This is a genomic window from Pirellulales bacterium (assembly GCA_035939775.1).
GTDB lineage: Bacteria > Planctomycetota > Planctomycetia > Pirellulales > DATAWG01 > DASZFO01.
This window is the reverse complement of record DASZFO010000096.1, coordinates 11,488-32,337: the sequence shown is the minus strand read 5'-3', so window position 1 is coordinate 32,337 and position 20,850 is coordinate 11,488. Positions and strand designations below refer to the sequence as shown.

Annotated in this window: 17 protein-coding genes; 6 read left to right on the top strand and 11 right to left on the bottom strand. The window is 62.5% G+C overall.

From position 1 onward, the window contains the following. Positions 1-113: 113 nt before the first annotated feature. Positions 114-1,220, bottom strand: coding sequence for a glycosyltransferase (locus tag VGY55_05880; protein HEV2969502.1), 1,107 nt, complete (start codon positions 1,218-1,220; stop codon positions 114-116). A gap of 673 nt (positions 1,221-1,893) precedes the next feature. Here VGY55_05880 and VGY55_05875 point away from each other — a divergent pair. Beyond that, positions 1,894-2,118 carry a hypothetical protein gene (locus tag VGY55_05875; protein ID HEV2969501.1) on the top strand — a complete coding sequence of 75 codons (225 nt, stop codon included), beginning with the start codon at positions 1,894-1,896 and terminating at the stop codon, positions 2,116-2,118. 98 nt (positions 2,119-2,216) lie between these two features. Here VGY55_05875 and smpB read toward each other — a convergent pair whose 3' ends face one another. Further along, complete coding sequence (gene smpB, locus VGY55_05870; GenBank protein ID HEV2969500.1) at positions 2,217-2,618, bottom strand: SsrA-binding protein SmpB; 402 nt, start codon at positions 2,616-2,618, stop codon at positions 2,217-2,219. Positions 2,619-2,839: 221 nt separating this feature from the next. On the opposite strand from smpB, the gene lipA reads away from it, so the two are divergent. Then, a complete protein-coding gene (lipA, locus tag VGY55_05865; GenBank protein HEV2969499.1) occupies positions 2,840-3,754 on the top strand; it encodes a lipoyl synthase in 915 nt (304 codons plus the stop codon). 36 nt (positions 3,755-3,790) lie between these two features. After that, positions 3,791-3,994, top strand: coding sequence for a type II toxin-antitoxin system HicB family antitoxin (locus VGY55_05860; protein ID HEV2969498.1), 204 nt, complete (start codon positions 3,791-3,793; stop codon positions 3,992-3,994). Positions 3,995-4,180: 186 nt separating this feature from the next. On the opposite strand, the gene VGY55_05855 is transcribed toward VGY55_05860, so the two are convergent. Next, the gene (locus tag VGY55_05855; protein HEV2969497.1) at positions 4,181-4,891 is read right to left on the bottom strand and encodes a hypothetical protein; all 711 of its coding nucleotides are present in this window, start codon (positions 4,889-4,891) and stop codon (positions 4,181-4,183) included. Positions 4,892-5,010: 119 nt separating this feature from the next. Then, positions 5,011-12,408: an excinuclease ABC subunit UvrA gene (gene uvrA / locus VGY55_05850; protein HEV2969496.1), complete on the bottom strand. Its 7,398-nt coding sequence runs from the start codon at positions 12,406-12,408 to the stop codon at positions 5,011-5,013. 211 nt (positions 12,409-12,619) lie between these two features. Between uvrA and hemG (VGY55_05845) the strand changes: the two genes are divergently transcribed. Both hemG (VGY55_05845) and hemG (VGY55_05840) read left to right on the top strand, forming a co-directional pair. Further along, positions 12,620-13,315: a protoporphyrinogen oxidase gene (hemG, locus tag VGY55_05845; GenBank protein ID HEV2969495.1), complete on the top strand. Its 696-nt coding sequence runs from the start codon at positions 12,620-12,622 to the stop codon at positions 13,313-13,315. Positions 13,316-13,321: 6 nt separating this feature from the next. Continuing rightward, the gene (gene hemG, locus VGY55_05840) at positions 13,322-14,167 is read left to right on the top strand and encodes a protoporphyrinogen oxidase (protein ID HEV2969494.1); all 846 of its coding nucleotides are present in this window, start codon (positions 13,322-13,324) and stop codon (positions 14,165-14,167) included. Positions 14,168-14,232: 65 nt separating this feature from the next. Here the strand turns inward: hemG (VGY55_05840) and VGY55_05835 are convergent, their stop codons facing one another. The 3 genes from VGY55_05835 to VGY55_05825 form a co-directional block, all read right to left on the bottom strand. Beyond that, the gene (locus VGY55_05835; protein ID HEV2969493.1) at positions 14,233-14,466 is read right to left on the bottom strand and encodes a DUF4926 domain-containing protein; all 234 of its coding nucleotides are present in this window, start codon (positions 14,464-14,466) and stop codon (positions 14,233-14,235) included. A gap of 125 nt (positions 14,467-14,591) precedes the next feature. Then, the gene (larA, locus tag VGY55_05830) at positions 14,592-15,872 is read right to left on the bottom strand and encodes a nickel-dependent lactate racemase (protein HEV2969492.1); all 1,281 of its coding nucleotides are present in this window, start codon (positions 15,870-15,872) and stop codon (positions 14,592-14,594) included. Between the two features lie 13 nt (positions 15,873-15,885). After that, complete coding sequence (locus tag VGY55_05825) at positions 15,886-16,170, bottom strand: small basic protein (protein ID HEV2969491.1); 285 nt, start codon at positions 16,168-16,170, stop codon at positions 15,886-15,888. 124 nt (positions 16,171-16,294) lie between these two features. Here VGY55_05825 and VGY55_05820 point away from each other — a divergent pair, with 124 nt between their 5' ends. Continuing rightward, a complete protein-coding gene (locus VGY55_05820; GenBank protein HEV2969490.1) occupies positions 16,295-16,720 on the top strand; it encodes a secondary thiamine-phosphate synthase enzyme YjbQ in 426 nt (141 codons plus the stop codon). A 37-nt stretch (positions 16,721-16,757) separates the two neighbouring features. On the opposite strand, the gene VGY55_05815 is transcribed toward VGY55_05820, so the two are convergent. From VGY55_05815 to VGY55_05800, 4 genes are all read right to left on the bottom strand, one after another. Beyond that, positions 16,758-17,246, bottom strand: coding sequence for a hypothetical protein (locus tag VGY55_05815; protein HEV2969489.1), 489 nt, complete (start codon positions 17,244-17,246; stop codon positions 16,758-16,760). Between the two features lie 31 nt (positions 17,247-17,277). Beyond that, positions 17,278-18,409, bottom strand: a protein-coding gene (gene prfB, locus VGY55_05810; protein ID HEV2969488.1) for a peptide chain release factor 2 whose coding sequence is annotated in 2 segments (ribosomal slippage) — positions 17,278-18,339 and positions 18,341-18,409 — 1,131 coding nt in all. Because the reading frame shifts where the segments join, the coding sequence is not laid out codon by codon here. Between the two features lie 90 nt (positions 18,410-18,499). Further along, positions 18,500-18,970 carry a hypothetical protein gene (locus VGY55_05805; protein HEV2969487.1) on the bottom strand — a complete coding sequence of 157 codons (471 nt, stop codon included), beginning with the start codon at positions 18,968-18,970 and terminating at the stop codon, positions 18,500-18,502. A 21-nt stretch (positions 18,971-18,991) separates the two neighbouring features. Beyond that, positions 18,992-20,842 carry a prenyltransferase/squalene oxidase repeat-containing protein gene (locus tag VGY55_05800; protein HEV2969486.1) on the bottom strand — a complete coding sequence of 617 codons (1,851 nt, stop codon included), beginning with the start codon at positions 20,840-20,842 and terminating at the stop codon, positions 18,992-18,994. Positions 20,843-20,850 lie beyond the last annotated feature (8 nt).

The window sequence follows — 20,850 nt, the reverse complement described above, 5'->3', positions numbered from 1 at the left end:
CTAAGGATTGACGAAGCACGAATGTCGAAGATCCACCGAGGCGGGACGAGGCGCAAGCGGAGTTGTGAATTCGTTCGTCATTTGGGCATTCGTCATTAGACATTCGTCATTCGTCATTTACCATCGAGCAATTCACCATACAGCGCGGCGTAGCGATTCACCATTCGCTCGACGCTGAACTCGGCGGTCATGCGGGCTTTTCCGGCGGCGCCAAAGCGGTGAGCCAAATCCGCATCTTGGAGGATTTGCAGCGTCCATTTGGCAAATGCCGAACGGCTATCGAGCGGCACGAGGTAGCCGGTTTCACCGGGAACGACCAAGTCGCGGTTGCCGGGAATGTCGGTCGCCACAACCGGGACCCCGGCGGCCATCGCCTCCATGATGGCATTGGATTGTCCTTCATAACCGCTGGCGAGCCAGGCCACGTCGAAATGCGGCACCAGCCGCGGCACGTCGTCACGAGCGCCGAGAAAGTGGACGCGATCGTCCGTTTCGCAGATCCAGGCGTAGCGCTCCAGGTCCGGGCGCAGCGGCCCATCGCCGATCACTAACAGATGCACGCCGTCGCGAACGCACTTCAACTGATCGGCGGCCCAGATCAATTCCTTGACTCGCTTCTGCGGCCAGAGCCGGCCAATCGCGCCGATGAGTTGGGCGTTCGTCGGCAAGCCGAGTTCTGCCAGCAGTTCAGCGCGCGTGACGCGACTGGGCGCCGCCGGCGGCACCCCGTTCGGAATCACAGCGAATCTCTCCGTTGGCAGACCGTGGAAAATGTAAAAATCGCGGACGGCCGCGCTATTCACCACGATCCGCTCGGTTCGCCGCGCCAAATAGCGATCGAAGGCAAACTCGTGCCAAACCTTCCAGCGATCGACGCAGCGTTCGGCGGCCACCAGAAGCTTCACTCCCGCCGCCAGCGCCGCCGCTCGGCCGTAGGAATTGCCCGCGAACAGCCAGGTGTGAACCAGATCGGGGCGGACGCGAGCGATCTCTCGCTTGAGCCGCCAGAACGCGGCCGGATCGAGCTTCCAGCGTTTGCCGATCACCGTGACCGGAATCCCCGCCGCTCGCAATACCGCCTCATACGGCCCGCCGCGCGCGAGCGCGCAGACGTGAACATCGAAGCGCTCGCGCGGCAATCCGGTGGCCAGCAGCGTAAGCTGCTTCTCCGCGCCATGCGAATCGAGGCTCGGGATGACGTGAAGAATGCGGTGCGTCATGTGTTAAAAAGGGGATAAGTCCAATTAACGAGCTGCATTCGTTTCGCAGATTGCTGGATTGGAATAATTGGACTTATCCCCTTTTTTTCAACGAGCGCCGCCGCCAGGTTGCCGATGATCGTCACCGCACCCCCCAAAAGCGGCCAAAATCGCCGAGTCACGAACACGATTCGCGGTAATGTCATTGACAGTAATTTGTCCAATCCGTTTGAATCGCGCGACTTTCATCGGCTGATTTGGTTCTCATTAAGTTACTTTCGCCGCATAACTTACGCAATTCGACCGCGTCAAATCGCTGGATGAGCCAAGCGGTTTCAGCCTCAAATGCTTGACATTTCGGCGAAATCGACCACAATGCGGTGCTCTGGCAAGGGGAGTGTTTGCCGGGTGTCGTCCTGCCTTTTGGCCGCATGTGCGTGCCCACCGCTAGCGAGCCTTTGGCGCCCGGAAAGTGTAATTTTGTCACAGGGTGGTTGTTGTTGACGATTTGGATCGTGGGCCGCCGGTTGCAGTGCGATTGGTTGCAATGCGATTTGGCTGCAGTGCGATCCAAAGGCTCGGTCAAGCCGTAGTGAAGTTTGCGGCGGCCTCGGGCAGCGGCGTTTTGGGCGTGGGCGACATGCCGAATTAGCGACCGTCTGTGACTGTTTTTTGTAGTTGGAGAGAAAGGGTTATGCGTCAACATCGCAATGTCTTTGAAACGATCCTCAAGTATGGACATGACGAGGACTTTGCTCCGGTGGAGACCGATGAATTTGGTCCGACGGACGCTCCGGCCGGATCGCGCGACAAGCTCGAGATTCTGGCGGAGCGGATCGCCCAGGGATTGCCCCTTTGGCACCCGGAGGATCGGCCCGACTATAGCGGCCTGACCGGCGCAGTGCGCCCGCGCGAATAAACTCGCAGTGCACCCTCGCGATAAACTCGGTATCCGCCCGCGCGCGAATAAACTCGCGGTGCGCCCGCGAGAATAGTGGCAAATGACAATGCCTGGCCCTATCCCCCGCGGCGCATGGCGCGCTGGATGTCGCGCTTCATCGAAGCCGCTTTAATCGACTCGCGCTTGTCGTGCAGCTTTTTGCCGCGGCAGATGCCCATCAGCACTTTCGCTCGCCCTTCGGTGAAGTACATTTTGAGCGGCACCAATGTCAGCCCTTTTTCATAGGCCTGACTGGCGAACTTCTTGACCTCGCGGCGGTGCATCAAGAGCTTCCGCGGGCGGCGCGGCTGGTGATTGAGCCGATTCGCCTGGACGTATTCGGCGATGTCGCATCCCATGAGCCAGACCTCGCCTTCTTTCACTCTGCCATAGGCTTCGTCGAGCGAGAGCCGACCGCCACGCAGGCTCTTCACTTCGCTGCCCAAGAGCACGATGCCGCATTCGAGCGTGTCGAGCACTTCGTACTCGTGCCGCGCCTTGCGATTCTGGGCGATCAGCCGCTCGTTGTCATGCTCGCGATCGGGGGCGGCCTTTTTCTTCGGCTTTTTCGGGACGTTCTTGGGGATGTTCTTAGCCAGGGGCGTTGCCCTTTCCTGCGAGCGATCCGACGATTAAAGTTAGTCAGACGATTGGGTTTGACCCATTGTAACCCGGCCGACGTTGCTCGTTTAGCCCGACTATGCTCGCCGACTTGCCAATTGTCGTTCGACCGCTTGAAATTAGCGTGACGGCGTGGCCCACGACTGGCCGCTTGCCGCGGTGGCTGAAGCGGAATGTGCCTAAGGGCGACGGCAGTCATTTTACCGCTCGGCTGATCGAGGAACTGCGGCTGGAGACGGTTTGCGAGAGCGCCAAATGTCCGAACCGGATGGAATGCTGGTCGCAAAAGACGGCCACATTCATGATCCTGGGCAATGTCTGCACGCGCCCCTGCGGCTTCTGCTCGGTGCCGAAGGGGAAGACCGAGGCGCTCGAAGCGGACGAGCCGGACCGGGTGGCGGAGGCGGCCGCGCGGCTGGGAGTCAAGCACGTGGTGATCACCTCGGTGACGCGCGATGATCTCGCCGACGGCGGGGCGGAGCATTTCTATCAATCGGTGCTGGCCGTCCGCCGGCGAACCGGCGCGACGGTCGAGGTGCTCACGCCGGACTTCCTCGGCAAGCCGGGCGCGATCGATCGCGTCGTGGCGGCCGCCCCCGAGGTCTTTAACCACAATACGGAAACCGTCCCGCGGCTCTATCGCCAGGTGCGCGGCCGCAAGAGCGACTACTGCTGGACGCTCGAACTGCTGCGCATCGTGAAGCGGCTCAATCCGGCGCTCAAGACCAAGAGCGGCCTGATGCTCGGCCTCGGCGAGACGCGCGAAGAACTTCTCGATACGCTCGCCGATCTGCTCGAGGCCGGTTGCGATTTCCTCACGCTAGGGCAGTATCTTCAGCCAACTCCCGAGCATCTGCCGGTCGTCCGCTACGTGCCGCCGGAGGAGTTCGACGAACTCGCCGCCGCCGCCCGCTCGATGGGATTCCGCCGCGTCGCCAGCGGGCCGTTCGTGAGGTCGAGCTATCATGCGCGGGAGATGGTAGAATGTTTGTGAGTCCGTTTGGCATCGTTCTCGTAGAGAAACTCATCAATGCAACCTTCATTCGTCTTGGAATACTGGGAAGACGACGGCTCGTTCGTCGGACGACTGCGCGGCGTTCCGGGAGTATTTAGCCAAGGGGAAACGCTAGCGGAGTTGGAAGAGAACATCCGCGACGCGTATCACCTGATGACGGCCGACGAGACTCCCGCCCCCGAAGGCGCCCAAACGAAAGAACTCGCCATCGACGGATGAAACGGCGACTTCTCATTCGCGAACTGCAAGAGGCGGGCTGCGTGTTGCATCGTCATGGTGCGCGCCACGATGTTTATCGAAATCCGGCAACAGGACGGCAAGCGCCCATCCCGCGGCATACGGAAATCCGGGAGAGTCTTTGCCGGATTATCCGCAAGCAGTTGGGATTGGAGTTGAGATGACCGGCTAGCTCACTTTCTCGCCAGTTGAGCGCCCTTTCTTGGCATTTCTCCCTCCGGACTCTGGCTTCACCAACTCAAGCGTCGCCCACAGGCTCGGGTCGTCGCGGAAGGGGAACTCGGGGCCGCAGTTGAAGGTGCGCAGACCGATTTCGCGATCGGCGATGCAGTAGGTGAAGCCCAGCCGCGGATGCTCGACAGGATCGAAGCCGGTGAGCGCGGCCGTGGGAATATGCACCTGCAAGATATAGCCATCGCGCCGCTTTTCCGTTCTTGCGCGAAGCATACCAGGCCGAATTGGCCGCGCGTTCTCGCGGGCCCGGTTGATCCAGAGCTGCTCGGCGACCGGCTCGTCGAGTCGATGCCCGCCGCCGCTCGGCAGAAAGACGAAATAATGGCAGAACCGCCCGGCACGATGGATGTTGTGCGTGTCGCGGGTGTCGATCCAGACGAGCAAGCCGTCGCTGTCTTCGATCCGGTTGTCGCGGCACCAAGGAAGCTGCCGCTTGCCTATCACGTGGAGCGAGATGGCCAATCCTGATTCGTTCCAGCCGACGCGCACCTCCGGCCCATCCGGCCCGCCGTCAAGCGGCGTGAAATTCGGCAAGCGATAAGCCTCGCCAATCGTCTTGTCGCGCAGCTCGGTTCCCTCCGGCAGATACAAGCACGGGACCGAATAGCGAAACAAGAAGCTCGCGGGTAACAGGGGTTCGGACATAATCGTACGCCAGGCTGTCAGGGCGTCGTTTTTTGAGGTCTTCGTGAAGAACTGTAGGGAACTCCCTCTGTGGCGTTCCGAATCCGTGCTGTGTCACGGAACGCCACGGAGGGTGTTCCCTAAAACGCTCGCGCCAATCTCCGCGTGTTTTTCGCTTCGCCGTTGCTCGATCCGATCGTTGCCAAATGTTCTTGCAGAAATGCCGTCAAGTTTCCCCGATGAAGATCATCGACCGCGCGAAAACTGATCTGTATGAAGTCGAAATCCGGCCGCGTCGCGTCCAGGTTCCGCTCGGTTCCCAAGTCGGTCAGACGGCCCAGGGCAAATCGTCCCTTCGGTCCGTTCAGTTGCAGATCGACGCTCGCCAACCGCTTGGTGTGAATTGAGGCCCACGGCTCGCGCTGGCCGGGGACAAACATGTGGACCAATTGCTGATTGTTCCAAAGGAATTGTCCGGCGGGGGCGGCCGACGAGAGGAGTTCGCACAGCTCCTCGAGCACCTCCGCCTCCCAGTGAACCCGCTTCCCCGGCGGAAACCCTTTCCGTGAGAAATGCCATTTTCGGCCAAGCACTTTCCAAGGCATGAGGTCCTCCGGCTTCTGCTCGACGCGATGCGTAAATTTCTGAAAACCGGCCACCGCCTCGGCGAGGAATTTCCAGAACTCCGGATGGTCCATCTCGGCGAGCGAATGCACGCGGATTTCGACCTCCTGAAACGGCCCGCGAAGGTTCTTGCACTTCACCCGCGGATCGTTGCCGTACACCGGCAGATGCTCCAGATCGTTGAGCGGCGTCAGCGCGATCCGCTCGATCAAGTTCTCGCGCTTGAAGGTGGCGCGGGCAACGCGGAACTTCAGCTTCAACAGCCATTGCTCGCCGGTGATGGCATGAAAGAACCAGCCGTCGGATTTCTTCGTGGCCCGAATCTCAACCACTCCGCGGCTATTCCAATCGGTTTCGCTGAACTCACCCAGCTCGTGAATCCGATCGACGACGCGAGCCAAAACCTCTCCATCCCAGCGACATGGCTCGCCGGTGCGGCCCACTCGATCGTGCGTATGCCAGCGCCGGCCATCCACTTCCCAGGGCATCCTGACTGCCTTGCCGACCTCATGAATCTCCACATCCTCCGCGCGTCGCGTTTGGGCGGCCGCGAAGTCATGTGGTTTCCTTTCCACATGCGGACCAGCCGCCAGCATTGGTGCGAGCGCTTCGGCTGTATGGCTGCGGTGAATGCCGCCAATGGCCGACTGCGCTGGCGAATTGCCGCCGTCCGGCACTGGCCGACTTCGCTGGCCAGTGCCACCCTTCTTTCGTACTTCGTACTTCGTACTTCGTACTTGCGCCGCATTCGTAGCGACCTGTTCGGGCGTGCCCACTCCGACAACGAACCCTCCTCCCTCGCCCGCCTCCGGTCCCATGTCGATCACCCAATCGGCCGTCTTGATCACGTCCAAATTGTGCTCTATCACCACGACGGTATTTCCCAGGTCCACGAGCCGGTTGAGCACGTCGAGCAGCTTCGCCACGTCGTCGAAGTGCAGCCCGGTGGTCGGCTCGTCGAGCAGGAAGAGCGTTCGCCCGGTGTCGGGGCGCGACAGTTCCGCCGCCAGCTTGACGCGCTGCGCTTCGCCGCCGCTCAACGTCGGCGCCGGCTGGCCGAGCGTGAGATAATCCAGCCCAACGTCGCAGAGCGTTTGCAGAATCTTGCGAATCCTGGGGATATTTTCGAATAGCTTGACCGCCCGGCCGCACGACATATCGAGCACCTCGGCGATCGATTGGCCGTGGTAGCGCACGGCGAGCGTCTCGGGGTTGTATCGCTGGCCGCGGCAGACATCGCACTCGACCCACACGTCGGGCAGAAAGTGCATCTCGATCCGCTTTTGGCCGTTTCCCTCGCAGGCCTCGCAGCGGCCGCCGGGGGCGTTGAAGCTGAACCGCCGCGGCATGTAGCCGCGAATCTTCGCCTCGGGAAGCTGAGCGTACAGCTCGCGGATTAAATCGAACACGCCGGTGTACGTTGCTGGGTTCGAGGTCGGAGTATTCCCGAGCGGCTGTTGATCCACTCGGATCACTTTGTTCACGTGCTCGATGCCGCGGATCGTGTCGTGCGGGGCGGGCATGAGGCGGGCGCGATGCAGAGTGCGGGCGAGCGAGTTATAGAGCACGTCTTCGATCAGCGAGCTTTTTCCGCTGCCGCTCACGCCGGTGACGGCCGTTAGAGTGCCGAGGGGAATGCGCACGTCGATGTTGCGGAGGTTGTTGTGCCGAGCGCCGATAATTTCGAGCCAGCCGCCGCCGGGAGGATCCGGCGGCGAGTCGTAGGGCACGCTGTGCGTGACGGCCTTGGCACGCGACGGCTTGGCACGCACAGCGTGCCCTACGGAACCCATGCGCCGATTCGTCGGGATCGGAATTGCTTTCTTTCCCGAAAGATACGACCCGGTGACGGATGTCCTTGATTTGGCGACTTGCGCTGGTGTGCCCCGGGCGACGATTTGGCCGCCGAATTCTCCGGCACCGGGGCCAAAGTCGAGCAACTGATCGGCGCTCTTGACTACTTCTCGATCGTGCTCGACCACGAGCAGCGTGTTCCCCAGGTCGCGGAGCTTTTCGAGAGCGCCGAGCAAGCGGCGATTGTCGCGCGGATGCAGGCCAATCGTCGGCTCATCGAGCACGTACAGCACGCCGCACAGCCCGCTGCCCACTTGGCTCGCCAGCCGAATCCGCTGCGATTCGCCGCCGGACAATGTCGGGGCAGGCCGGGCGAGTGATAAGTATTCAAGGCCGACATCGACCAGGAATTGCACCCGCGTGCGAATCTCGCGAATCAAATCGCCGGCAATCTTCTTCTCGCGATCGGTAAGTTCCCAGCGATCGAGTTCGGCCGATAACTGCCCGAGCGGCAGGCGGCAAATCTCGTCGCTCGTTCGCCCGCGCAGCCGAACCGCCGCCGCGTCGTCGCGCAGCCGGCTGCCGTCGCAGGTCGAGCATTCCACTTGATCGATCAGGTGATCCAGCTTTCCGCGCATGGCGGGAGAGAGCCGCGCCGCCTCCTCGAGCGCAGGATACAGGCCTTTGTATTGGAAGCGAAAACACAGCGGCAATGGCTGCCTCGTGATCGTCCCCTCTCCCTTTGGGAGAGGGTTAGGGTGAGGGGAAGCGGCCAGAGCGTTTTGCCGACGCCCCTCACCCCGGCCCTCTCCCAGATGGAGAGGGAGCTCGGCACGCACAGCGTGCCCTACTGAAACATCGATCCATTCCTCGCCGCTGCCGTGCAGGATCGTGCGCCGCTGCCGGGCCGAGAGTTGCTCGAACGGCACGTCGGTCGGGATGCCGAGCTTGGACGATAAGGCCGCCAACATCGCCGCAAACATTGGCTGATCCACGGCCGGCCAAATCCCGACGGCCCCCTCGGCGAGCGTCAGCTTGGGATCATGGATCAGGGCGGCAGGATTCGCCCCGGATTGCACGCCAAGCCCTTCGCACGTCGGGCACCAGCCCAGCGGACTGTTGAATGAGAAACTATGCGGTGTGAGCGGCTCGAAGCTCCGCCCGCACCGGTCGCACGCGAAATGCTGGCTGTGAATCTCGGTCCGCCATTTCGCTTCCGGCATGTCGTCCGACGGATAGGCAGCGTGCAGCATCCCTTTGCCGAGCGCGAGCGCGGTTTCGATGCTCCCGGCGATCCGCGAGCGGATGTCTGGTCGAACAGCCACGCGGTCAATCACCACTTCAATCAAGTGTCTGCGCCGGCGATCGATGGTCGGCGGCTCATCGACCGAATAGGTCTGGCGATCGATCCGTATCCTCGGATAACCGCCGGCGCGAATCTCGTCCCACAGCGATTCGTAATTCTCGCCGACGTGAATTTCAAGCGGAGCCATCAGATAGAGCTTTGTCCCCGGCGGCTCGGCCATGATCTTCGCGATGATCTCGTCGGCCGATTGCGTGCCGATCGGGATGTCGCAGGCGGGGCAATACGGCTCGCCGAGCCGAGCCATCAGCACCCGCAGATAATCGTAAATCTCTGTGACCGTGCCGACGGTCGAGCGCGGCGTGTGCCCCATGTGTTTCTGCTCGATGGCGATTGCGGGCGATAATCCTTCGATATGATCGAGCTTCGGCTTCTGCATCTGACCGACGAACTGCCGAGCGTACGAACTCAAGCTCTCGACGTACCGCCGCTGCCCCTCGGCATAGATTGTGTCCATCGCCAGCGAACTCTTGCCCGAACCGCTCAACCCGCAGCAGACGGTCATCTGATCGCGCGGGATTTCGACGTCGATTCCCTTGAGATTGTGCTGCCGCGCGCCGCGAACGACGATCGCGCGGGCTTGGCCGTTGCCCTTGGACTTGCCGCCGAGCGCTTTGCCGCGCCGCGCCGCCTTAGCCGCCGCGGTCACGGCCAGTATTCGCGCTGAGGGATCGAGATGCGGCGCGAGTGCCCGTCCGGTGTACGAATCGGGATTGGCGGCCAGTTCCTCGGGCGTGCCGACGGCGACGATGCGCCCGCCGCCGCTGCCTCCCTCGGGGCCGAGGTCGATGATCCAATCGGCCGTCTTGATCACATCCAGATTGTGCTCGACCACGAGCACCGTGTTCCCCGCGTCGACGAAATCGTGCAGCACTTTGAGCAGCATTTGGATGTCGGCGAAGTGCAGTCCCGTCGTCGGCTCGTCGAGCAGGTAGAGCGTGCGGCCGGTGCTCTTCTTGACCAGCTCGCGGGCCAGCTTGATCCGCTGCGCCTCGCCGCCGGAGAGCGTCGGCGAGGGCTGGCCAAGTTTGAGATAATCCAACCCCACGTCGTGCAGCGTTTGCAACTTGTGCCGCACGTCGGGGACATTCTCGAAATGTGCCAGAGCTTGCTGGATGTCCATCTCCAGCACGTCGGCGATGTTCTGCCCCTTGAACCGCACCTGGAGCGTTTCGCGATTGAAACGGTGCCCTTCGCAGACCGGGCAGGTGACCCACACATCGGCCAGGAAGTCCATTTCAAGCCGATTCGAACCGTTTCCCTCGCAGGCCTCGCATCGCCCGCCGCTCACGTTGAAGCTAAACCGCCCCGGCTTGTAGCCGCGAGTCTTCGATTCGGATAGCTTCGCGTATAGATTGCGGATGTCGTCGAACACCTTGATGTAAGTCGCCGGATTGGATCGCGGCGTGCGGCCGATCGGCGATTGATCGATGGCGATCAGCTTGTCGAGATGATTGATCCCTTCGATCCGCTCGTGGTGGCCGGGGGCGCCGACGCCGCCATTCAAATCGCGGCGGAGCGCTTCGACGAGGATATCGTTCACCAGCGAACTTTTGCCCGAGCCGGAAACGCCGGTGACGCAGACGACGGCGCCGAGTGGGATCTCGACGTCGATCCCTTGGAGATTGTTGTGCCGCGCGCCGATGATTCTCAAGAGGGACGAAGGGCGAGGGGTGAGAGGTGAGGAATGAGGCCCCAATCGCCGCTTGCCCGGCACTTCAATCCTGAGCTTCCCGGAAAGATACTTGCCCGTGATGCTCCTCGTTGTCTTGGCGATCGTCGCGGCGGGGCCTTGGGCCACGAGTTCTCCGCCGCGGACGCCGGGGCCGGGGCCGAAATCGACGATCGTGTCGGCCGCCCGCATCGTGTCTTCGTCGTGCTCGACCACGATGACCGTGTTCCCCTTGTCGCGGAGTTGCGTAAGCGTGTCGAGTAGCTTTTGATTGTCGCGCGGGTGCAGCCCGATTGACGGCTCGTCGAGGATGTAAAGCACTCCGACCAGCCCGCAACCGATCTGCCCCGCCAACCGAATCCGCTGCGATTCGCCGCCGGAAAGCGTCGGAGCGGTGCGATCGAGCGTCAGGTATTCGAGACCCACGTTGACAAGAAAGCCGAGCCGTCCGCGGATTTCCTTGAGTAATTCGGCGGCGATCTTCTGGCCGGTCGCATCGAGTTGCAGGGCGCTGAAAAACTCACCCGCGTCAGCAACCGACAAGGCACAAACGTCAGGCAAGGATCGCTTGGGTCGATCGGCGAATCTTGAATGCCCTGTCGCGAGTGTGACGGAGCGGCCTTGCGGCCCCAACCGGGCCCCGCCGCACGCCCCACAGCGGACGACGCTCATGTATTTTTCCAACTGCCGGCGTTGGATGCGGCTGTTCGTGGTGCGGTAGCGCGAGAGCAGGTGCGGGATGATCCCCTCGAATCGGCCGCCGTATTTGTGGCCATGCGCGCCGCTGCGCCAAGTGAACGTGATGTGCTCGTTGCCGGTGCCCCAGAGCCAGAGTTTTTGCAGATCCGCCGGCAGCGTCTCCCAAGGCGTTTCGAGCATCGTGCCGGATTCGACGGCGTGGACTCGCTCGACTGTGTCGGCCACGCCTTGATAAATGTGCCGCCGCCAGCGCCCCATGTCGCGCCATGGGCCGACCAACTCGATGCAGCCGTCCTTGAACGATCGCGCCGTGTTCGGAATGAGCTGCGCGACATCGAAGCCGTAGATTTCCCCCAACCCGTCGCACTCGCGACACATTCCCTGCGGGCTGTTAAAGCTGAACAACTGCGGGCTGGGGCTTTCAAAGCTCAGACCGCAATGCGTGCAGGCGTAATGGGCCGAGAGGACAATGTCGCCTGGGTTCGCTGCCTTGCTTCTCGGCCCGCGTCGGCGAGAGTCGGTCCCCTCTCCCTCTGGGAGAGGGTTAGGGCGAGGGGAAGCCAGAGACGATTCACCCTCACCCTGGTCCTCTCCAAAAGGGAGAGGGAGAAACTCGGCCTTCGGCTGCTTTTCGTCCGAAGCCGACGTTCCGTCCGCGCCCCTGCCAGAATTCACGGCGACGATCAGATTCCCTTCCCCCAATCGCAGCGCCAACTCGACCGCCTCCGCCAATCGGGGTCGGATTGAGTCGCCGGCAGTGAGCCGATCGACGACCACCTCGATATTGTGCCGCATCTGCCGGTCGAGCCGTAGATCATCGCTGAGCTGCACTACCCGGCCATCGACTCGCGCCCGCGCGAAACCCTGCTTGATCAAGTCTTCGAACAGGTCGCGATATTCCCCCTTCTGCGCTCGAATCAGCGGCGCGAGCACGAGGAACTGCGTCTCCGCCGGAAGCGACATGATCCGCTCGATGATCTGCTCGCGGCTCTGGGCGGTGATCGGCCGCGAACAATTCGGGCAATGCCCTTGGCCGGTGCGGGCGTAGAGCACGCGGAGATAATCGTAAATCTCGGTGATTGTCCCGACCGTTGATCGCGGGTTTTGGCCGGATGTCTTCTGCGAGATCGAAATCGACGGGCTGAGCCCGGAGATGAAATCGACGTCCGGCTTCGGCATCTGCCCCAAGAATTGCCGGGCGAAGCTGGAGAGGCTCTCGACGTAGCGCCGCTGCCCTTCGGCGTACAGCGTGTCAAATGCTAGAGAACTCTTCCCCGACCCGCTCACCCCGGTCAAGCAAATCAGCTTGTTCCGCGGCAGTGCAAGCTGAATATCCCGCAGATTATGCTCGCGGGCGCCTTTGATGACGATGTCCGAGGCAGGCATGCGGAGGCGGGGGAATCGAGGAGCGATGGTGTACGTCCGTGAACAGCTTAGTATTGTAGAAGATTAAGGGCCGGCGGCCAGAGGCCGGAACGCGGCCACTGATGCGTCGAATAACCTGCCGGTAGCGGAATTCGCCGGAATTCCGAAGGCCGCTAAACGTTTGCGATTAGAATAACAACAGAATCCCGCCTGCTGAACATTTCGCGACCGCATGTCTTCAATCGCCCCCCCTCGACGAATCGCCGTGATCGGCGGCGGCATCGCCGGGCTGGCGGCGGCGCATCGGCTTCTCGAACTCGATCCGTCGGTTCGCGTCACGCTGTTCGAAGCCAGCGGCCGGTTGGGTGGATCGCTGCACACTGTGAGCCGCGACGGTTTTCTCATCGAGCAAGGGGCCGACAGTTTCATCACCAATGTGCCCTGGGGCGTCGATCTCTGCCGACGGATCGGGCTCGCTGACGAGCTGATCGGCACGAATCCAGAGGGACGGCGGGCGTTCGTTGTCCGGCGTGGCCGGCTCCGCCCTGTGCCGGATGGATTCATGTTGATGGCGCCGAGCCGGATTTGGCCGGTGCTGACGACGCCCATCTTGAGCCCGCTCGGCAAGCTGCGGCTGGCATGGGAGTTTTTCATCCCGCGGCGCTCCGGCGATGGCGACGAAAGTTTGGCGAGCTTCGTCCGGCGGCGATTGGGGCGCGAAGCCTTCGAGCGGCTTGTGCAACCGCTCGTGGCCGGCATCTACACGGCCGATCCGGAAAAACTCAGCCTCGCGGGAACGGTGCCGCGATTCCAGGAGATGGAGCGACAGCACGGCGGGCTAATCCGCGCGGCCATGCGCGGGAAATCGGCGCAGTCCGACGGCCCGATCAATCATGCCGTCGATCAAGAACCGGCCAGCGGTGCGTGATACGCCTTGTTCGTCACGCCGCGCGGCGGGCTTTCCAGCATCGTAGTGGCCATCACTTCCAGCTTGCCTGCCGGGACCGTGCGGTTGAACACGTCCATCGAGCGCATCACGCGCGAGACAAACCGCTGGCGCGTGACCGCAAGTCTCCCTCTCCCTCTGGGAGAGGGCCGGGGTGAGGGGCAGTGCGAAAGACCGTTGCCAGCCGCCCCTCACCCTAACCCTCTCCCAGAGGGAGAGGGAACGGCGAACTCGCAGCGCGCGACCGAGCTGGAATTCGACGGCCTTATCGTAGCCGCGCCAGCCCCGATCGCTAGCCGCCTGCTCGCCGACGTCGATGGCGAACTCGCCACCGAACTCTCGGCCATCGAATACGCCGGGGCGGTCGTGGTCTCGATGGCCTTCGACCGCCGGCAGATTCGGCAACCGCTCGATGGCTTCGGCTTCGTCGTCCCGGCGATCGAGCGGCGACGGATTCTCTCGGCCAGCTTTCCGAGCGTGAAATTCCCCGGCCGCGCCCCGGTCGGCAAAGCGCTGATCCGCACCTTCGTCGGCGGAGCATGCCAGCGTGAATTGGTCGATCTCTCAGACGCCGTTCTCGAGCGCATCGTCACCGAAGAGCTTCGCGACTTGCTCGGCATCACCGGCCAGCCGCTCTGGGCCATGATCGCCCGCTGGTCGCAATCGATGCCCCAATACCACCTCGGCCATCTCGACCGCGTGGCCCGCATCGAAGCCCAAGCCAGCGCGCTCCCAGGCCTCGCGCTAGCCGGCAACGCCTACCGCGGCGTCGGCATCCCGCATGCGATCCGAAGCGGCGAAGAAGCGGCGGAACGAACCCTGGGGCACGCGTAATGGGTGCGTCCAGTCCACGCAGACACACCGGCCCCGCTCTCCCGATGGACCATTGAGCAACTATGCTAAGTCGGTGTCGCCTCGACGGGACGCGCCTGAGCAATCTCGCGCGGGCCAACCGATCGAATCTGCTCGGGCCGCAACGACACGACCGCCAATGTCTCGCCAGCAAGACTTACGAATTCCACCTCGTATCCGCGTTCGCTGTGGAGCAACACCACGGTTCCGATGTCGCCCCGCATTAGTCCATGCTCCGGGATGTCATCGGTCAATGCAACCGTGTCGAGTTCTCTAATCATCCCTTTTTCTCCGCAATGGATAGGAGGTAACGAAGCGCGGCGCGGGAACCTTGAGGCGGATGGTAGGCTGATTTCCAACTGGACTCGTCCATAGCGACTTGCACCAACGGCATGCACAGCATGCCCTACGCCTGACCCCCGACCTGCGCCAGCACGTACGGCCCCTTCGGGATCACTGCCAGCGTGGCATCCGGGCCGTATTCCGCCAGGCTATCCGCCACGGCTCGCTCCACGCTCGGGGCGCTTTCGACGAATAGGCGGTTAATCGTTTCGGCGGGCAAGCCGTCGCTCACGAGTTTCACGCGGGCTTTGCGGCAAACTTTGGCCAGCTCTTCAAGCTGCCATTGGTCCATCACGAAATAATCTTTGCCGAGGATTTTCTCGACGAACACGTCGAGGCTTGGATGCTCGTCGAAGATGCGTGCGAACTCCGGGCTGCCGATCCCTTCCGAGAGGCTGGCCGCCATGATGATTGTGCCTCCTTGCTTGACGATCGGCAGCGCGCCGGTCAGTCCCTTCACGGCCTGATAGAACGTCGTGTCGAGCGGATAGCCGGCACAACTCGTCACGACCACATCGACCGGCTCGGGCACCGTATCGACCACCACTCCGCGAACGAACTCAACCCCTTCGAGAAACGCGGCCTCCATGTCGCCGGCGACCCATTTCAGCGGCCGCCGCTCGCTGTCTATCACGACGTTCGCGATGAAATCGCAGCCAGTGTGCCGGCCGATCCAAGTGTTTTCCTCGTGGACGGGGTTGCCGTCCAGAATGCCGGCATCGGCGTTGGGATGCTCGAGGAAATCGGGACCGTGCCAGACCTTGATCGTCTCCAGCGCGGCGATGCCGGGGCAGATCAGTTTCCGCCCGCCGGAGAAGCCGGCCATCAGATGCGGCTCGATCAGGCCCGTGGTGATCTTGAGATCGGCCTCGACATAGCGGCGGTCGATCCAGATCGGCACGCCGCGCGGGCTTTCGCCGAGATACGTATGCTCGTCGAGCGCGGTGCCGCGATGATTCTCGATCCGATAGTTGTCGACGATTTCCTGGCCCACCATCTCAACCAGCTCGCCGCCGAGATTCGGCCGGTGCAACCCCGTCGCCACGAGGATCGTGATCTCGCCGCGCGGGATGCCGGCGGATTCGAGCGTTTCGAGCAGCGGCGCGAGGATCAGGCGATTGGGAACCGGGCGCGTGATGTCGGAGATGACCACGCACGCCGACTTTCGCCCGCGAGCCAACTCGGCCAGCGGCGGCGTGCCGTTCGGCCGGTCGAGCAACTTGCGAAGATCGCCGACCGGATCGGGCAGCGGCACGGCATCCTTGTATGCCAGCTTACGAACAACCCGCTCGGCCGGCAGGTCGATTTCCAATCCGGTTCGGCCATATTCGAGACGAAACTTCACAGGAGTTGGGTTGCTACTTCCCGCCGGATTTTCCGGCCGGCTTGGCAGCCGGTTTAGCGGCGCCGGCGGCAGGCGTGGCGGCAGCGGCGGCCTCGCCTTCAGCCCCTTCCTCTTCCTTCTTCTTTTTCTTCTTCTTCACCGCCAGCTTGAACACACGGACCTTGGGCAACCCCAGCGCACTGCTCTCTTCGGTCCATCGGTCCGACTCCTGCAGACGCGCGATCCGCTCGTCTCGGCGGAGCACGTTGCGGCTGCGGATCATCCCGCGGCGGACGCGCAAACTCTTGTCCATCGTCATGGTCGAAAAACCTCCCAAAGACACTGCCTGGCAGGCCAAACACCGGGCAAGGTTTCAATTCGGTCGTAAGTCAAGTAGTATACGGGGCCTAGACCGATCCATCAAGGCGTGGCGGCGAGTTGTCATGGCGTGGTTTCAACGGCGGATTCAGTTGTGGCAGCGGTCGAGAGGGTTTCATCTGATCACCGGCGAGGTGGTGGCCGCGCTGCCGGAACTCAAACAGATTCGCGTCGGGCTGCTGCACGTGTTCATTCAGCACACCTCGGCGTCGCTCTCGATCAACGAGAACGCCGATCCCGACGCGCCGGCCGATTTGGAGTCGTCATTCAACGCCCTGGCGCCGGAGGATTTCCCGCATCGGCACACCTGCGAAGGCCCAGATGACATGCCGGCCCACGTGAAGGCCTCGCTCCTGGGCAGCTCGCTAACGATTCCCGTTCACGATGGCCAATTGGCGCTCGGCACTTGGCAAGGAATCTATCTCTGCGAGCATCGCAACCGCGCCTCGCGCCGCAGCCTGGTGCTGACGTTGCAGGGCGACGCGACCTGAAATCTGGAATCCGAGATCTCAGTGGCAAAGCTGATGCTCACTCCGGAAACGAAATGACGTACTGCCAGCGAATCGTGCGCGGCAGAGGTCCGGTGTCGCTCAAGACTCTAATCGCCACTTCTCGATCCGTCACGTCTAACCTACGTTCGACGCCGTCGCCGATCGGTGTCATCTCGAATCGCGGGAGCGCGGGCGGCGGCAGTTTTGGATTGGCCCCAATCCAGTAGCTGCTTCCCAGCCGGCTCGGTTCGTTCTGGATTCGGCAAGCGACGTCGAAGCGCAACACGCCGGCCGTGGGATCGGCCTCGACGGCGGCCGACCAATGGCTGGAACCGGCCTTGCCGACCAGCAGCGCCGTTTGCGCTTTGCCGGGGATTGTTTGCAATTCGAGGTTCTGAAACGGGGGGCTGGGAGGCCACTCGTCGCCTGATTCCCCTTCGGCAGACGCCAAACAGGCGACCATTCTTCCGTCGCGCCGGACCTCAACAAACTGCATCCACCGATCATCGCGCCGGTGGAACCACATTGCCAATCTCTCGGAGGCAACGAGCAGCACGCTATTCATCGTCCGCCGCCGATTTGGCGGCCGCCGGTTTGTCGGCGACGCGCCATTGAAGATAGGCATCCAGGAAGCCTTGGATGTTGCCATCCAGCACGCTCTGGAAACTGCCGACGTAATGACCCGTGCGCTGGTCCTTCACGCGCTGATCGGGATGGAGGAAATAGTTGCGAATCTGCGAGCCGAAGCCGGTCTTGGCCTGGCTCTTGTATTTCGTCGCCAGCTCCGCTTCGCGCTTCTCCTCTTGCATCCGCGCGAGGCGGGCACGGAGCATCTTGATCGCGGTCGCTCGATTCTTGTGCTGGCTCCGCTCGTTCTGGCATTGCACGACGATCCCGCTGGGGAAGTGCGTGAGCCGGATCGCGCTCGAGGTCTTGTTCACATGCTGGCCGCCCGCCCCGCTAGCACGGAACACGTCCTCGCGGATGTCCTCGTCGCGCAATTCGATCTCCGCGTCTTCGGCGATCTCCGGCGAGACGTCGACGGCCGCGAAGCTCGTCTGCCGCTTCCCTTCGGCGTTGAACGGGCTGATCCGCACCAGCCGGTGCATGCCGGTTTCGCCTTTCAAATAGCCATAGGCCATCGGGCCGCGAACGGCGATCGCCGCGCTTTGAATCCCGGCCACGCCGTCGTCCTGCCGATCGAGCAGCTCGACCGAGTAGCCCTGCTTCTGCGCCCATTGGATGTACATCCGCAGCAGCATCTCGGCCCAGTCGTTGGCGTCGGTGCCGCCGTCGCGGGCGTTGATCGCGAGGATCGCGGGGTTGCCGTCGTGCGGGCCATTCAGTAGCGACTTGATTGCCAGGTCATCGACTTGCTTCTCGGTGCGCTCGAGCACGGCGCGCAGCTCGGGGACGAAGCTCTCGTCTTCCTGCCCCATCTCGACGAGCGTCGCTAGCTCGGCATCGGCGCGAAGCGCCTCGTCGAGCGGCTTGAGCACGCCGTTAAGCCCCTTCAATTCGGCAACCGTGGCCTGGGCCCGCTCTTGGCTATTCCAGAAGTCTGCCGCCGCCATCCGCTGCTCGATTGCGGCAACCTGAGATTGCTTGGTGGCGTAGTCAAAGAGAATCCCGCAGTTGCAGGATTCGGTCGTGAAGGGCGGCGGCGCGATCGATGAATTCTCGTTCCATGACGGCGTGATCCTTGGGCGGAGCGGTTATTGATGCCACCAATTATACCGCGTTAGGCAACAAAGGATATGACGAACGTCCGACCACTCGTCATTTCGTCTTCTTCTCCGTCCGCTTTGGTTCTTTCGGGCTCGCCTTCTCAGCAGCCTTCGCGAAAACTCGGCGGTCGGCGCGTTTGGCGAACACTTCGCCGAATTCGAATTTACCCTTGACGTGCTTATAGGGCAGATAGCAAGTGACGGGGGGCTCCGATTGATGCTCGAGCAACACGCTGACCGCGTCCTGAAACTTGCCGTCCGGCGACGGAAGATGCGCGTCGCTCACTAGCGCGGTCGCTTTGTACGTCCCCTTTGCGGCCGCTTGCTTCAGGCCGTCGATGAGCACGTCCACGGTTTCCTCCGCCGCTGGCGGCTCTTCCCCGAGATACTCCTGGGCATGACTGATCTCGCCCTCGGGCGACATCGTCACCACGAACGGAAAGAACTCGCCGATCTTCTCCAAAAACTGCTCGGCCGCATCGAGCGCCTCGTTGAGCAACTCGTCCATGTCTGGGTGCGCCATCGTGAAATCCTTTCCGCTATTCTATCGGCCCTCATCGGCCGCGTTAATCGGCGGCGGCGGGCCGTCGCTTGCGCTTGGGTGCAGATTGTAAAGCGGCAGGTAGCGGTAGTAAACCTCAAGCGAGAGCGTCGAGAAGCTGGTGGTGAGAATCCGGCCCCCTTGCTCGCTCCAGGCATCGAGCGTCGGAAGTTCCGGGTCCCAGCTTCCCGCGGCGCAGCCTTCGCGGCACTGCGCTTCGAGCAATGTCCGCCGCATCCGCCGATTCCAGGTGTCCCAATCCGAGCCGAGCATGTTGTGCATCGCCTGCGTGGCGTAATACCAATAGTAGGTGCTGCGGGCGCGGTTGTCCGGCAGGTGGTCCATCAGGTATTGCCGTCCTTCGATCATTTCCCGAGTGTCGGGCCGCATCCCCAAATACTGCCAGGAGAGCATGCCAATGGCCGTCATCGTCGGCGTGGCTTCCTTATAAGGCTGATAGGAGTAGAGTCCGTTGTAATGCCCCTTCGAGACGACCGCGAGCCATTTCTTGGCATTCTCCATCGTGAGCGTGTTCACGGCCAAGCCGGCCAACTGCGCGCTCCGCAGCGCCATCATCTGCCAACCGAGAACCGAGGTATCGCCGTCTTCGCCGGGCACATACCGCCAGCCGCCGGTCGTGCGGTTTTGGGCCGCCTCGATGAAGAACACGGCCCGCTGAGCGGCGTCGCCAATCTTCTGGTCGTTGGTCATGCCATAGGCTTCGCAAAGCGCGAGCGACGCCAACGCATGGGCATACATTTGGTGACCTGTGCCGCCGGAAAGATCGCCGTTCGCCGCTTGCCGACGTATTAAGAAATAGAGGGCCTGCTTCACGGCGTCTTGATACGGCCCTCGGCTCTTGTGTGTCTCGCCGGCCGCGAGAAAAGGAAGCACCGCCAGCGCAGTGGCGGCGGAATCGGAGTCGGCGGTGCCCGGACCGGTGCAAGCGGTTCCCGAGCAATGGGCGGCGAATCGCGACAAGCTCCAGCTTCCGTTGGCGTTGCGATGCCGATAGAACCAGTTGAGCGCGGCGGCGACGGCTGCTTCCGTGTCCCTCGTGCCACCTCCCAGCCGCAACATGGCGTCGCGACGCCCCTTGCCGCGGCCGGCAAACCCTTCCCCCGATCCGCCATTGCCGAGGCGATCGGAAGTGCCGCGCTCGGCGCCGATGCCGCCGGCGCCCGCGACCAACGGCCCGGGGCCCGGCGCACGCACCGTGAAACCGCCGGCGCCGCCAACCAGGGCCGCGTCGGAATCCATCGCCCGCCCGCCTCCCTCTTTCCGGAACGTCGTGGAGTCGTCGTTGTTTTCCGCTGTCACGGGGCGAATCTCCGGCGACAGCAGCACGTCGGCATTCAATTCGGTCGGGTCTTCGGGCGCCCCGCTGGGGATTTCGATGTTGTGTAATCGGCCCTTCAAAGCCAGCTCGTCATCTACCGGCTGAAACATGCCCGAATTGTCGGTCACGTCCAACCGAAATCGTCCCAAGATAAAGAGCAGTGCTGCGAATATAATCAGGTGGACGACGAAACTGACCGCGTACCAATGAACATTGGCCCGCATCCAAGCGAAGCATTCGGCCCACAGTCCTTCGTCGACGGTCGGCTCCGGCGCGTCGGCGGGAAGTCTCGGCGTCATGCCATTGTTAATCGGTGAATCGATTTCTGACTCACCCGCCGTTGTCGACTCGACTTCCGCAATGGTCTCGATCGGTGGGGGATGCTCGGTCGCGACTCCTGCGACCGTTGCCATGGCGAACAGATCAATGCCGGCCTCCATCCTCTCGCGCTCTTCCGCCGCCACGACCGCGGACCGCTCAGGAAGACCGCCCGATAGCACGCGCGAACTAGACATAAATCGGC